Origin of the sequence: Serratia sp. X10 (assembly GCF_017811775.1) — a bacterium.
Taxonomy (GTDB): Bacteria; Pseudomonadota; Gammaproteobacteria; order Enterobacterales; family Enterobacteriaceae; genus Serratia; species Serratia ureilytica.
Window position 1 is genome coordinate 140,772 of sequence record NZ_JAEIOH010000001.1, and the last position, 13,923, is coordinate 154,694.

The window sequence follows — 13,923 nt, forward strand, 5'->3', positions numbered from 1 at the left end:
TTAATGAAGGACGCAGGTTAGCTAACACGTGTACGCTGAACAAGTCCGATCAGCCGTGGTTGAACCAGTTGAGCCAGCGTAGCGGCCATGGGCGACGGCGTTCCTGCAGGCTCACCTGCGCAATCCGTTCCTGAATGGCCGCCAACAAATTCGGCTGTTGTTCGTCAGAGTAGAGGCAACCGGTGAGCAAAGGCAAGGCTTCCGCCGCGCTCTCTACCGCCCACAGGTGGAATTGCCCCTCGCGCACCGCGTCAACGACATCCTGACGCAGGCACAGGTGGCGCACGTTGGTCACGGGCAGTATGACGCCCTGTTTGCCCGTCAGGCCGCGGCGTAAACAAACCTCGAAGAAACCTTCGACCTTTTCGTTAACGCCCCCTATCGGCTGTACGTTGCCGAATTGGTCAACGGAGCCGGTGACGGCGATCTGTTGTGTAATCGGCTGCTGTGACAGGGCGCTGATCAGGGCGCACAGTTCAGCCAGCGAGGCACTGTCGCCGTCCACTTCACCGTAAGATTGTTCAAAAACGATCGAGGCGGAGAAGGGCAGCTGCTGATCCAGGTCCAGTTCGGCGATCACGAACGCTTGCATGATCATCATGCCTTTAGCGTGCAGGTTGCCGCCCAGTTCGGCCTTGCGTTCGACGTCGGTAAATTCGCCGTCGCCGAGATGCACAACGCAACTGATGCGCGACGGTTCACCGAAGCTGCGTGGGTGGCCGGGATAATCCAGGACTGACAGGCCGTTGATTTGCCCAACCACTTCACCCTCGGTCTCGATCAGGATCTGACCCAGTTCGATCTCATCCTGCATACGCTCGGCGAGATAGCTTTCACGCCATTCGCGGGCATTCAATGCCGCTTCAAACGCTTTGGCCGTAATGCGGTCTTCTTCGGCGTACAGTGCAGCTTCGGACAACTGCTGCCCAAGCCAAACCGGCGAGAGTGGCAGGATGCCCTGATCGCCACTATAACGCACCGCCTGAACGATCAGCGGTAGCCAGGCATCGGCCGCTAACATCGGTAACTGTCGCTCGGCGATCACACCGTTGACGTAGCCGCACCACTGCGCCATATCATCAACTTCAGTCAGTTGCAGATCGTCTTCATATTCGCCATAGACCGCTTGTTCGCTCAGTTCTGGCTCGATATCGTGGAAATCGGCCAGGCCGTGGCGGTCGCCGACCACAATCAGCCGCAGATCCAGCGGCATCGGCGGAATGGCGACCGGCAGCGGGCGGGTTTCGTCAGGCGAAACCCAATGGAACAGACGCTGGCCGATCATTTGCTTCAACCGCAGCCATAGCAACGGCTGGGCCAGCAGCGCCCGGGCTGACAGGATCAGAATACCGCCGTTGGCCTGGTGCACCAGGCCGGGCTGCAGAGTGATGTCGCCATTGTGGATCCGCACGCAACCAAACAGCTGCTCTGGTTCAATCCACTCTTGGAACACGCAAGCACCGCCGGCAGCGAAAGGTTCATCGCCATGGCTGGCAGGCTCTACGCTGACCTTGCCATCCTGAATGACATAGTGGCTGCCGCGGCATGCCGTGTTTTGCGGCAGCAGTGGTTTGACGGCGTTAGCGATCAGTTCCAGGTATTCTCGCGTTTCTTGCGCTTTCAACAGCATGAATCGCGGTGGCGATTGGGGGTGACAAAATAGCGTCAGGGCATTTTCCAGCCGAGGCTGAATGGCGGAAAAGGGCACGGGTGCCAACTGAGCGGCGGTATCAAATATCGCCTGATAAGGCGTTACGTCCGGCAATAAAGATTGCCATTCAAGTCGGTTATTGGTCAAAGTGTTAGATGCAATCGTTAAAAAGGGAAAGGGCGATTATACAAGAATAACGGCAGCTTGATACATGTGGAGTGCCAGTTGGCATCAGGGAGTTTGACATCGTGCGATGACTGTGCAAAAAACAGTCTAAAAGACGGCTTAATTGCCGGGGAAATTCGGCGTAAAGCTGTTATGCTTATTTGAAGTTACGCGGTCACTGAAGAGCTCAAGATGAAATATCAGCAACTGGAAAATCTGGAGAGCGGTTGGAAATGGAAGTACCTGGTGAAGAAGCACCGGGAAGGGGAACTCATTACCCGCTACATTGAAAACAGCGCTGCTCAGGAAGCGGTTAACGAGCTGCTGAAGCTGGAAAATGAGCCGGTAAAGGTACTTGCATGGATTGCCGCTCATATGAATCCGGATCTGGATAACCGGATGAAACAAACGATCCGCGCCCGCCGCAAACGTCATTTTAACGCAGAACACCAGCATACGCGTAAAAAATCTATCGATCTGGAGTTTTTGGTTTGGCAACGCTTGGCTGCCCTGGCGCGTCGTCGCGGTGTGACGCTGTCGGAAACCGTCGTGCAGCTTATCGAAGATGCTGAGCGCAAAGAGAAGTATGCGAATCAGATGTCGTCGTTGAAAGAAGACCTGAAGGCGATTCTCGGCAAAGAACCTAAGTAAACGGGGCAGTGTGCCTCGTTGAGCCTGTCCTTGAATGCTCTGACAAAAACAGGACGAAAAAAAACCCCGCATTGCGGGGTTTTTTATTAGGCGAGTAAACTTAGCCCTGAGGCTGAGTTACAACGTCTTTGATACCTTTAACTTCGATCTCTACGCGACGATCTGGTGCCAGGCATTCGATCTGAGCTTTGGTAGCGCGACCAGCTTTGTAGCCACAGGTGTTGCCAGTAACTGGATCAGCTTTGCCCATGCCACGTGCAGAGATTTTGTCTGACGGGATGCCTTTGGAGACCAGGTAGTCAACAACGCTTTGTGCGCGTTTTTCAGACAGTTTCTGGTTGTACTGAGCGGAACCTACTGCATCGGTGTAACCCAGAACAACTACGGAACCGTCTTTAGGATCCATGGAGCTCAGCTGGGTGTACAGCTGATCCAGAGCCTGCTGACCTTGTGGCTTCAGAGTTGCTTTGTTGAAGTTGAACAGCACGTCAGACTTCAGAGTGAAACGCTTGGTTTCAACAACTGGAGCCGGAGCTGGAGCTGGAGCAACTGGAGCAACTACGTCATCCTGACCGAAGCGGTAAGAAACGCCCAGGCTCAGCATGGTGTTGTCTGGACGCGCGCCAACGGTACCAGCGTCACCGATGTTGCTTACGAACTGGTAGTCCAGGCGGGTAGCCCAGTTTTTGGTCAGTGCGTATTCAACACCAACAGCAGCCAGCGGAGAAACGCCGGTGTCGTGGTCGCTCAGGCGAGTGCCATTGCCGTAGTTAGCTTTGGAGTCTGCGCGCCATACCATACCACCCAGACGAGTGTAGATGTCCAGATCGTCAGCAATTGGGTAGCTCAGTTTAGCGGCCAGTTGAACGCCTTGCGCTTTGAAAGCACCGTTGTTCACGCTGCCTTTGTAAGGCATACGGCCAAGCCAGTCATAGCCCAGTTCGAAGCCCAGGTATTGGTTTGCCTGGTAGCCCAGGAACGCGCCTGCACCCAGCTGATCTTTGTGGGTTGGGCCGTTGCCGATACCGTTCTGGTAACCGTTGCCGTAGAAGCCAACGTCATGGTACTGGGACCAGCCCAGTTTAGCACCGGTGTACCAGGTGTTATCTTTTGGAGCGGCTTGCGCTACGGTAGCGAAACCTGCCAGTGCCACTGCTAATGCGATAGCTGTCTTTTTCATTTTGCGCCTCGTTATCATCCAAATAGGCAATGAGCTTTAAAGCTGTTTTAAGCCCTTGGTTAAATTCCTTCGCCAAGGTTTAAGCCCTCGTTTGTTACTCGCCAGTTTTTCTGACGTTATAGAGCAACCTTGGCGATGTAAAGTCTACAACGTGGCGCGAAAGTTACAAGTGTGATGTGATAAGGCTCTAAAAAAAAACGCAGAATCGTACATATTTGCTAACATTCTCAGCTCAAAAAAACGGCGATCAGCAGGGCGTTTTCCCTTGCCAAACCGCGGCTGGACTAGCTTTTTGCCTTATCCCGCAAAGGTTCCCTTTACGGGGTGCGAAAATGATGGGAAAAATCCTAAATTTACTTAATGATACAAAGAAGAGTGAATTTTTAGGGTAGAACACTGTCCGTGAGTCGGGCTAATGTCACGTTGTGGACGCATGATAAACCCGTATGCGTTACCCAATTCTGCCGCACGTCTTAATTTTAGACGATCCTCCTCCGTTAGCTCGGGCAACCAGCCGAGAACCACGCTGTAATTCCCCGTTTGCAGCGCTTTTTCCATTGCCTCAACCGTATTCACCGGGCTGATCTGGCTCAATTGCACCACTTTATCCACCGGCAGGCCGGATTGCTGCAGCCACTGTTTGCTTAATTTTTGCTGCGGCGTGAGCCACAGAAGCCAGCGAGACTGCTTGCCCAGTTGCTGCAGCAGGGGCAACAGCAATTGAGCCACTGCGGGCTGGCGCTCGTTGTAAACAAGTTCACTGATCAAGCCATTCTCTTTGCCGACATCCGTGTTCTTCGCAACATTGCGCGTTGTATAAGAGCCATGGCCGAAATGAGGTTGGTAGAGTGATTGAGTACGCATAAAGTTCCCGCCCGTCGTGTTACTGTATGTTTATACAGTATCCCTGATTTAGGATAAGATCAACCCAAATTTTCGTAGCGGCTCGCATAATTGCGATCATTTTTTGTACCGATGGTTTTTGTGATTGGCAGGCGGGCGGATAGTGCGTATTTTTCTAATTAGTTGTTCACGTTACTTTTTTCATTGATGAGAGAAATAATACGGCCAGAACCTAAAGGCCAGAACCTAAAAAGGAGGAACGCTATGAAAAGGATGTCGACGAGAAGAATCGCGCAGGCTAAAAATTGCTTTGCGGCATTGGGGGCCATCACGACTCGGTCGCAGTTCGGCGGTTACGGTCTGCTGGCTGAGGGAGTCATGTTTGCGGTGATAGCGGAGGGTGAGCTGTATTTGCGGGCTACGGCAAGCATGGAACCCGCCTTTCGCGCCCGCGGAATGGTCAATATGGTCTATTCCAAACGCGGTGTGCCCATTACCTTGCGCTATTACTGGGTTGACGAGTCGCTGTGGCGGGAACGCAACGAGCTGGTGGGGCTGGCTTGGCAGGCTGTCAGGGAGGCGCGCCGGGAGCAGCGGCTTAAGGCTGGCGATCACGGCCGACTGAAGGCATTGCCGAATATTGACGTCAATATGGAACGTCTGCTGTGGCGAGCGGGCATTCGCAACGCTTATGACCTGCGGCTGCATGGCGCCAAACGCAGCTATCTCCGTTTATTGAAACAGCAGACTAATTTGGGGCTACGAGTGCTGCTGTCGCTGGGCGGGGCGATAGCCGGTTATCATCAGGCGGCGTTGCCGGCCGAATTACGCAGCGAGCTAGTGCGTTGGTTCGATCATACGATGGCGATGCGCCGCCATGGGCATGAGCCGGTTATTCAGGGCCCATCGAACGGGCCCTGAATAGTTAGGCTGCCTTATTGATTTGGGCATGCAGCGCGGTGAGCTCCGGCAGCAGTTCGAGCACCAATCCCACCTGCTGCAAGACCAATTGTTCTTTGCTTTCAGGTTCCGGAACGGCTTTGCTGATGCGCTCCGCCAGCTGTTCCAACGCCTGCGCAATGCGCTGGCTGTTCCGTTCTTCCTGATGCAGGGCGCCGTCCACGTAACACACGGCGTCATTGAGCAGATCGAGCGTGGCCGGGGTGTTAAGCCGCTCGCGGTGCGCCCCCAATGCGGAGATATAGCTCAGGAGCGTGTGGTTCAGACAGAGCAAGCGGAAGGCGGCTTCCTGCAGCGCTTTGTCGGCCTTGGGATCGGCTGACATGTTGGAGATGACCGAAGCCAGTTCCGCATCGCTGTTATGGGCATCTCGTCGTGCAATGCGGTAAGCGAGGCCGTTATCCTTACCTTGATGATATTGCACCAAAATGGCGTCCAGATAGCGGCAGTTGGCATTCAGCGTTTTATCCACCACCGCCGGCAGTTGGCGGAACTTCCAGTCTGGCCAGATGAAGCTGACGGCCGCCCAGGCGATGGCGCAGCCCAGCAAAGTATCGTAAACGCGCGGAGCGGCCACTTCGAATCCTTCACCCAACAGGTTGAAGCACAGCAACACCAGCAGCGTGATGAACATCGTCGCGTGGGCATACTGTACGGTGCGGAAAGCGAAGAACAGGACGCCGGTGATGACGATCAACACCAGTTGCCCTTCTACGGAAGGCACGAAATAGAGGATTGGCAAGCCGATCAGGATACCTGCCAGAGTGCCGATGATGCGCAGTGCCAGGCGCCGGCGGGTGGCGTTGTAGTTCGGTTGGCAGACGAACAGGCTGGTCAGCAGGATCCAGTAACCGTGCTGCATACCGGTGAACTGGATAAAGGCGTAACCGACGCACAGCACCGCCGACATGCGGATCGCATGGCGGAACAGGGCCGACTGCGGCGTTAAATGGCGGCTGATGCGCAGCCGGATGTCGCTCCAACCGGTTAAGCGATCGTCGGCCAGGCTGTTCTCTTCCGTTTGTCCGCTCGCCAGCGTTTGCTCGGACTCGATATTGGCCAACTGCGCATCTATCGCATGCAGGTTTTTCAGCAGATGCGCCAGCGCCTTGGTCTGTTCGCTATTACCCTGGGTTTCGGCGATGCGCGCCAACGCCTCCTGAATGCGGCTGAAAGCCGGCTCAAAACGCGGGTTGTGCTGGTACTTTTGCCGCAGCAGGATAGATTGCGCCAGCTGGCGGCAGGCGCGCGCCTGCATACTCAGCAAACGCTGGAAGCGGAACAAAATGTCGCTGTGACGGAATTGCCGGCTGAGCGCAGGGTATTGAACGTGAGAAGAACTGGCGCGTTCGTGGATATCCTGCGCGACAAAATAGTAGTGCAAGGTGCGACGGGTGCCGCGCTGGCCGCGATCGCCTTTCAGGCGTGTCAATAACGAGGCTTTGGTCTGGTTGAGTAACGCGACCAACGCGCTGTTGGCCATTGCGACGTCCATCCATGGCAGGTCGGCGTCGCGTTCGGCGTCGGGATCGAACAGGTTGGCTTTGGCGTCCAGATAATTGGCCAGTTGATCGTAACAGCGCGCCAGGTTTTCTTGCAGCGGTCGGATCGGGAACAGCAGGTGGCCCGCCAGCGTCAGCAGGTTGTACCACAATGCACCGATCACCAGCAGCAGCGGTTGCTGATACCAGGCATCGTACATGGAAGTGCCGAGCATGGTGTAAACCGCGATCAGCAGTGCACCGAAGGCGATGGTGGCGTAACGTTGCCCCAAGGCGCCCAGCAGGATAAAACCGCAGGTCGAGGTGGTTAAGCCAAGCGCGAACAACCAAGGGTAGGGAAACAGCAGCTCAATCGAGGCGGAAGCAATAAAGAAGCATACTAACGTGATCAGCAGATTGCGTAATCTGCCGGCCAGGCGGTCGTCCAAATCAGTCAGGGCGGCTGCCACCACGCCCAGCGTTAACGGGATAGTCAGCTTGGGAATGCCGAGCCACCAGGGAACGGCGGTGGTGCCGATCAGCGCAATGAGGATGCGCAAGTGATACAGCAGGTTGCTGTTGTAAGTATAGCGACGAACTGCGGGTGCAAAAGAGAGCACGAAAAACTCCTCAAACGGAGAAAAAATTAACGCTGTTGATAGTGGCGGCGAGCATTCTCAATACGGGCTTGCTGAGCCATTTCTACCGAGACGACGCGGCGTCCCACCGGCCACAGCGCGATGGCGGCTATTTTGAAATTGGCGATGCCGACCGGAATGCCGATGATTGAAACGCATTGCACGATACCGGCGGCGATGTGTGACAGACACAGCCACCAGCCGAACAGCACCAGCCAGATAATGTTGAGCAGCGAGCCGCCGGCGGAGAGCAGCGCATTGCTTTTTTCCGGATACAGTTCATCGACGTGTATCGCTTCGTTGCCGAACGGCACCAGCGACAGCTTGGTGATTTCCCAACAGGAGCGGGTAAGCGGCAGTGTGATGACAAGCAGCACGCTGAACACGGTAGCAATAAGCCAGCCTAGCGTGGTGAAGAAACCGCCCAACACAAAATTAAGAATATTCAGTACAGTACGCATAGACGTCATTCTGCTCTAATGATAGCCAAACCGCGATGCGGGCGTATTCACGATAAAAACGCAAAATCTATTCTACCCTTTTTTTAGCGCTAGAGTGCCACTGCTTATCGCAGGTAAACTGGCAGATATCCTTATTTAATCTCAACATAGTCATGGCGCGACGATATGGAACTTAAAGCGACATCGCTGGGGAAACACCTGGCTCAGCACCCTTATAACCGCGTGCGGTTGCTGCACGCCGGCGTTGAGGTGAGCGGGGAAAAACATGAATACCTGATCCCCTTCAATCAACTGATTCAGGTCAGGTGCAAGCGTGGCATCGTCTGGGGCGAGCTGGAATTTGAATTACCGGACGAAAAAGTGGTGCGGCTGCACGGCACCGAATGGCAGGAAACGCAGCGTTTTTATCACTTTCTGCAGCAGGCGTGGCAGCAGTGGAGCGCCGAAATGAGCGACGTCAGCGCCGGCGTGTTGCAACAGCAGGTGGCGCAGATTAAGCGCATTGAGCAACAAGATAAATGGTTCAAAAAGTCTGAGCTGGGCAAGTTGCAGCAGCAAATTCGCGAGGCTTTCTCCGCGCTGCCGATGCCGGTGGCGCGCCTGGAGGAATTCGATAACTGCCGGGCTGATTACCATCTGTGTTTGCAATGGTTGCAGCAGGGGGAGCGCAGCATCGAGCAACGCAACCGGCAGTGGACCGAGCGCATGCTGGAGCAACACCATGATTTCTTCCAGACCGTCGAGAGTTCGCCGCTCAACGACGCCCAGAGCCGGGCGGTGGTCAATGGCGAGGATTCCGTGCTGGTGTTAGCCGGCGCCGGCAGTGGCAAAACGTCGGTGCTGGTGGCGCGCGCCGGCTGGCTGCTGCGCCGTCAGGAGGCTGAGCCGGGTCAAATCTTGCTGTTGGCATTCGGCCGTCAGGCCGCCGGCGAGATGAACGACCGCATCAAAGAACGTTTGGGTGATGTCGGTATTCAGGCCAAGACTTTCCATGCCTTGGCGCTGCAAATCATTCAACAAGGCAGCCGCAAAGCGCCGGCCATCAGCCGGTTGGAAACCGATGCCAAAGCGCGCAAAGAGCTGCTGATTACCCATTGGCGCCAACAGTGCGCGGAGAAGAAAGCGCAGGCCAAGGGGTGGCGTCAATGGTTGACCGAAGAGCTGGAATGGGAAGTGCCGGAAGGCGACTTCTGGCAGGATAAGCGCCTGGCGGATCGCCTGGCAAGCCGGTTGGAACGCTGGTTAGGGCTGATGCGCATGCACGGTGGCAGCCAGGCGGAAATGATCGAGCAGGCGGATGAAGAAATCCGCGATCTGTTTTCAAAACGCATCAGGCTGATGGCGCCGCTGCTGAAAGCCTGGAAAAGCGCCTTGAAAGAGGAAGGGGCGGTGGACTTCTCCGGCCTTATCCATCAGGCGGTCAACATTCTCGACAAGGGGCGCTTCGTCAGCCCGTGGAAACATATTCTGGTCGACGAGTTTCAGGATATCTCACCGCAGCGTGCGCTATTGCTGGCGGCATTGCGCCGACAGAACAAGCAGACCTGCCTGTTTGCTGTAGGGGATGACTGGCAGGCGATTTATCGCTTCAGCGGCGCAGAACTGACGTTAACCACGGCCTTCGCCACGAACTTCGGCGAAGGCGCACAGTGCGCGCTGGATACCACCTATCGTTTCAATGAACGCATCGGCGAGGTGGCCAACCGGTTCGTGCAGCAGAACCCGCATCAGCTGAAAAAACCGCTCAATAGCCTGAGCAAGGGCAATAAAAAGTCGGTGACGATCCTGCCGCACGAGCAATTGGAGCCGCTACTGGACAAGCTGAGCGGCTACGCCAAGCCGGATGAGCGCATCCTGGTGCTGGCGCGTTACCACCACCTGAAACCGGAAGCGCTGGCGAAAGCGGCCACCCGCTGGCCAAAGCTGGATCTGGAGTTTATGACCATCCACGCCAGCAAGGGGCAGCAGGCGGAATACGTCATCATCGCCGGTTTGCATGAGGGGCGCGACGGCTTCCCCGCCGTGGCGCGCGAGTCGGTCTTGGAAGAGGTGTTGCTACCGCAGCCGGAGGACTTTCCGGATGCTGAAGAGCGCCGTCTGCTGTATGTCGCGTTGACTCGCGCCAAACATCAGGTATGGCTGTTGCAGGATCGTGAACGTCCTTCGGTGTTCGTCGACCACCTGCGTGAGCTTGGCGTTCCGGTGCAGAAAAAACCGTAAGCAGCAGGCCTGGCGGCAGCCAGGCCGAAAGGACTATTTCAGGCGGTCTTGCAGGTAACGCTGATAGTCGGGGATGGCTATCTCCACCTCGCTTTTGAACAGCGGAGAGTCAATCAGGAAATCAGCGGTCGAACGGTTGGTCGCCACCGGAATATTCCAGACGGTCGCCAGCCGCAGCAGCGCCTTCACGTCCGGATCGTGCGGAACCGCGTTCAGCGGATCCCAGAAGAAGATCAGCATGTCTATCTTGCCTTCCGCAATCAGTGCGCCGACTTGCTGATCGCCACCCATTGGGCCGCTCAGCATGCTGGTGACGGGAATGCCGCTGGCACGCTGGATCAGGTTACCGGTGGTTCCGGTGGCGTACAACTGGTGCTGCGCCAGAATGGTCTTGTGGCTTTCAACCCATTCCAGCAGGGCCTGTTTGCGGTGATCATGCGCCACCAGCGCAATGTGCTTGCGCTCGGCGATAGTGCGGGTGGTCAATTCCATCTCAGTGTCCTTCGCTAATCGGTGATGTGCGACAGATTACTGAAACTGTTTTTCACTGCCTAGCGTTTGCACCTGAAAATGCGAAGAAAAGGCGCCTTTGCGGCTAAGGCGCCGGGAGGGATCAGCGAGCCGGTTGTTTGTTGGCCCAGTGCAGGAAGCGCTTCTGGGTTTCCTTGTCCGCCTGTTGGAACCAGTATTGCAGCATCTGTTCCGACACGTTTTCACCTTTCAGTGTCACCGTCGGGGCATTCACCGGTGCGCCGGCCGGCAGGGAGGCTGTTGTGTTGCCTGCGTTCGGCTGGACGAAAAGCGGGACGGAAGCCGGGCGGTTTTGGCGGTTGTAATCCGTCATCACCTTTTCCAAATCGGCATTGAAGGTAACGCTGTCGGGATGCAGCACATCATGCTGGAACGGCAGGGCATTACCCTCTTTATCCACCACCCGATAGTTCAGCGTTTTATCAAAGCGTTGCGTGTCACGATCGTTCTCGATGCGCGGCAGTTCGATCGCCACCTGACTGATCTTTTGCGTATTGAAGGTGGCAACCAGCGGCAGGGACGCATAGGCCTGCGTATGCTGGCCGGAACGTACAGTTTTAGTCACTTTAAACAGCAGCTGGTGCTGTCCGCCATCCAGTTCAAGGCTGTCGGCGCCTTTTAACAACGAACCTGTCATTTTCTTGCCGTCGACCACCAGCAGATCGATGTCCGGGGAGAGTTTCAGGGTCGTAGCCGCGGCAGGCATGCTGATGCTGAGCAACGCCGCAACCACCAGACCAAATTTCATCATTATCTCCTTATAAAGTGACGTAGCTCTAAGTGTTGAACATGGCATAGGTTGTGTCAAAATTTTTCAATCGGGTATTTTGTTTACATTTTTACATATTTATTTGTAATTAGACACGTCCGTGCGTGGCTGAACCGCGACAGCCTCAGACCATAAGATTACGCTGAAGTTTCCTGCGCGTAGCGTTTAGCCGTGCGAATGCCGATCGGTTACACTCGAAACGGAAGAGTGACGCAGTGATAAACGGGAGTTGAAGATGCAAGATCAAGAGATTGTTGAGTTATTGCAGCAGGTGAAAACCATCGCGCTGGTGGGCGCCAGCGATAACCCGTCGCGGCCCAGCTATGGGGTGATGGCTTATCTGTTGTCGCAGGGATATCAGGTGATCCCGGTGAGCCCAAAACTGGCGGGGCAGACGCTGTTGGGGCAGCCGGTTTATGCCACGCTGGCCGCCATCCCGCAGCCGGTCGATATGGTCGACGTTTTTCGCAATTCGGAGGCAGCCTACGGCGTGGCGCAAGAGGCGATAGCGATCGGCGCCAAGGCGCTGTGGTTGCAGATCGGCGTGATTAATGACCAGGCGGCAGTGCTGGCGCAACAGGCCGGGCTGCAGGTGGTGATGGATCGCTGTCCGAAAATCGAAATCCCGCGTTTGGGGCTGGAGCGCTAAATAAGCTAAATAAAAAGGGCCCGGCCGATGCCGAGCCCTTTCAGGGTTTCTCAGGTCTTGGCGCGGTCAATTGCGCAAGCGTGGTGCCTGTAACTGGTGACGGATGGATTCCGCCAGTTCATCCAGCGATGGTTGCTCGGGATGCGCTTCCTGGGGCTCGCCATCCAGCTGCGCTTCCGCCAGATAGGTATGCACCGGTTGGCCTTCCTCGTCTTCCATCACCACGTGGTACCAAGGAGCGGAACGCAGTTCATCGTTCGCCGCTATCTCGTCAGCTTTGGGTTGTTCCAAAGAGTATTCAGGGTCGATATCGATAACGACGCCCAAATACCCCAGCAGTTTATGCCTAACCTGTTGTCCGATACCGAATTTGCTGGCAATCATGATGACCTCCTGAGAAACAATGCCTTGCTCATATATGGGGGCAAGGCAGCGCATTTCAAGTTACATCACCCGACAAGCGAAGCCTTTCAGATACAGCCCCTCTGGGTACGTGGCGATCACCGGGTGATCGGCAGCCTGGCGGAACTGTTCTATAAATTGTACATCACGTCCGGCATCTACAGCGGCGTCGGCCAAAATTTTCTGGAACAGATCGGTCGGCATCAGCCCGGAGCAGGAGAAGCTGAGCAAAATGCCGCCCGGGTTCAGCAGCTGCAGCGCCAGCATGTTGATGTCTTTGTAGCCACGGCAGGCGCTGGCCAGCTGGTTTTTGTTCTCGACGAACTTCGGCGGATCCATGATGATCAGATCGAATTTCTCGCCCTGGGCGCGGTAGTTGCGCAGCAGTTGGAACACGTCATCGCGAACGAACTCTGCCTTGTTCAGATCCAACTTGTTGAGCTCGACGTTCTGTCTGGCGATATCCAGCGCCGCCTGCGAGGTATCCACACTGATCACCTGCGCGCAGCCGCCCATCAGAGCGGAAACGGCGAAGGCGCCGGTGTAGGAGAAGCAGTTCAGCACCCGGCGGCCGGCAGAGTAGTTACGCGCCGCCAGGCGGCTGTCGCGCTGATCGAGATAGAAACCGGTCTTGTGCCCTTGCTGAATGTCCACCAGCAGTTTCATGCCGTGTTCGGTGATCGGCAGCAGCTCCGGCGGCAGATCGCCCAGCACCGGGCCCTGCGCCAGCGGCAGGCCTTCTTTTTTACGTACCGCCACGTCGGAGCGATCGTAAATCGAACATTCCGGGTAGCAATGCTGCAGGGCGGAAAGCAGGGCCGGGCGCTGATATTCGGCGCCGGCGGACAGCAGCTGCAGCACCAGGAAATTCTGGAAGCGATCGATAGTGATGCCCGGCAGGCCGTCGGATTCGCCGGCGATCAGGCGGTATCCGTCCAGGCCGTCGCGCTGCGCGACCCAATCACGCCAGCTTTGCGCTTGCTGCAGGCGGCGAATGAAGAAATCGATGTTAATCTCTTCATCCTGCTGGAAAGTCCAGACGCGTGCGCGGATCTGCGACTCGGGCGAATAGGCACCACGAGCCAGCCATTTGCCCTGGCTGTCGAGAATATCGATGGTTTCACCGGAGAGGGCTTTACCCTCAACGCGTTGAACGGCGCCGGAGAACACCCAAGGGTGGCGACGGAGTAAGGACTTTTCACGTCCTTTGGCGAGAAACAGGCGTACGGTCATAATTAATAATGCTGCCAGCTAGGATAGAAAGAGTGACACGGCGGTGCAAAGGCACGGCAATGCCATAACGAAAACTGAATAAGGGGGCG

At 56.0% G+C, this 13,923-nt stretch carries 13 protein-coding genes; 4 read left to right on the forward strand and 9 right to left on the reverse strand.

Going from position 1 to position 13,923, the window contains the following annotated elements:
* Positions 1-49: 49 nt before the first annotated feature.
* A complete protein-coding gene (locus J9788_RS00615) occupies positions 50-1,798 on the reverse strand; it encodes a Lon protease family protein (protein WP_072056112.1) in 1,749 nt (582 codons plus the stop codon).
* A 210-nt stretch (positions 1,799-2,008) separates the two neighbouring features.
* Here J9788_RS00615 and matP point away from each other — a divergent pair, with 210 nt between their 5' ends.
* Positions 2,009-2,467, forward strand: a complete 459-nt coding sequence (gene matP, locus J9788_RS00620) for a macrodomain Ter protein MatP (RefSeq protein ID WP_033642591.1) — start codon at positions 2,009-2,011, stop codon at positions 2,465-2,467.
* Between the two features lie 100 nt (positions 2,468-2,567).
* Here the strand turns inward: matP and ompA are convergent, their stop codons facing one another.
* Positions 2,568-3,647 (reverse strand): porin OmpA, encoded by a 1,080-nt coding sequence (gene ompA, locus J9788_RS00625; protein ID WP_046899347.1) that lies wholly within the window; start codon positions 3,645-3,647, stop codon positions 2,568-2,570.
* Between the two features lie 357 nt (positions 3,648-4,004).
* The gene (gene sulA, locus J9788_RS00630) at positions 4,005-4,511 is read right to left on the reverse strand and encodes an SOS-induced cell division inhibitor SulA (protein WP_033642592.1); all 507 of its coding nucleotides are present in this window, start codon (positions 4,509-4,511) and stop codon (positions 4,005-4,007) included.
* A 243-nt stretch (positions 4,512-4,754) separates the two neighbouring features.
* Between sulA and J9788_RS00635 the strand changes: the two genes are divergently transcribed.
* The gene (locus J9788_RS00635; protein WP_033650692.1) at positions 4,755-5,411 is read left to right on the forward strand and encodes a TfoX/Sxy family DNA transformation protein; all 657 of its coding nucleotides are present in this window, start codon (positions 4,755-4,757) and stop codon (positions 5,409-5,411) included.
* Between the two features lie 4 nt (positions 5,412-5,415).
* On the opposite strand, the gene yccS is transcribed toward J9788_RS00635, so the two are convergent.
* Both yccS and J9788_RS00645 read right to left on the reverse strand, forming a co-directional pair.
* Positions 5,416-7,551 (reverse strand): YccS family putative transporter, encoded by a 2,136-nt coding sequence (yccS, locus tag J9788_RS00640; protein ID WP_182264787.1) that lies wholly within the window; start codon positions 7,549-7,551, stop codon positions 5,416-5,418.
* A gap of 26 nt (positions 7,552-7,577) precedes the next feature.
* Positions 7,578-8,030, reverse strand: a complete 453-nt coding sequence (locus J9788_RS00645; RefSeq protein ID WP_025302313.1) for a YccF domain-containing protein — start codon at positions 8,028-8,030, stop codon at positions 7,578-7,580.
* A gap of 165 nt (positions 8,031-8,195) precedes the next feature.
* Between J9788_RS00645 and helD the strand changes: the two genes are divergently transcribed.
* The gene (gene helD / locus J9788_RS00650; RefSeq protein ID WP_069100866.1) at positions 8,196-10,250 is read left to right on the forward strand and encodes a DNA helicase IV; all 2,055 of its coding nucleotides are present in this window, start codon (positions 8,196-8,198) and stop codon (positions 10,248-10,250) included.
* A 33-nt stretch (positions 10,251-10,283) separates the two neighbouring features.
* Here helD and J9788_RS00655 read toward each other — a convergent pair whose 3' ends face one another.
* Entirely contained in the window at positions 10,284-10,742 is a 459-nt protein-coding gene (locus J9788_RS00655; protein WP_042784134.1) for a methylglyoxal synthase, read from the reverse strand.
* Positions 10,743-10,863: 121 nt separating this feature from the next.
* Positions 10,864-11,529 carry a DUF2057 family protein gene (locus J9788_RS00660; protein ID WP_094141859.1) on the reverse strand — a complete coding sequence of 222 codons (666 nt, stop codon included), beginning with the start codon at positions 11,527-11,529 and terminating at the stop codon, positions 10,864-10,866.
* 256 nt (positions 11,530-11,785) lie between these two features.
* On the opposite strand from J9788_RS00660, the gene J9788_RS00665 reads away from it, so the two are divergent.
* Positions 11,786-12,199 (forward strand): CoA-binding protein, encoded by a 414-nt coding sequence (locus tag J9788_RS00665; RefSeq protein ID WP_033642598.1) that lies wholly within the window; start codon positions 11,786-11,788, stop codon positions 12,197-12,199.
* A gap of 66 nt (positions 12,200-12,265) precedes the next feature.
* Here the strand turns inward: J9788_RS00665 and hspQ are convergent, their stop codons facing one another.
* Together hspQ and rlmI are read right to left on the reverse strand one after the other, a co-directional pair.
* Positions 12,266-12,583 carry a heat shock protein HspQ gene (hspQ, locus tag J9788_RS00670; RefSeq protein ID WP_004928104.1) on the reverse strand — a complete coding sequence of 106 codons (318 nt, stop codon included), beginning with the start codon at positions 12,581-12,583 and terminating at the stop codon, positions 12,266-12,268.
* 60 nt (positions 12,584-12,643) lie between these two features.
* Positions 12,644-13,834 carry a 23S rRNA (cytosine(1962)-C(5))-methyltransferase RlmI gene (gene rlmI / locus J9788_RS00675; protein WP_042784137.1) on the reverse strand — a complete coding sequence of 397 codons (1,191 nt, stop codon included), beginning with the start codon at positions 13,832-13,834 and terminating at the stop codon, positions 12,644-12,646.
* Positions 13,835-13,923: the final 89 nt, after the last annotated feature.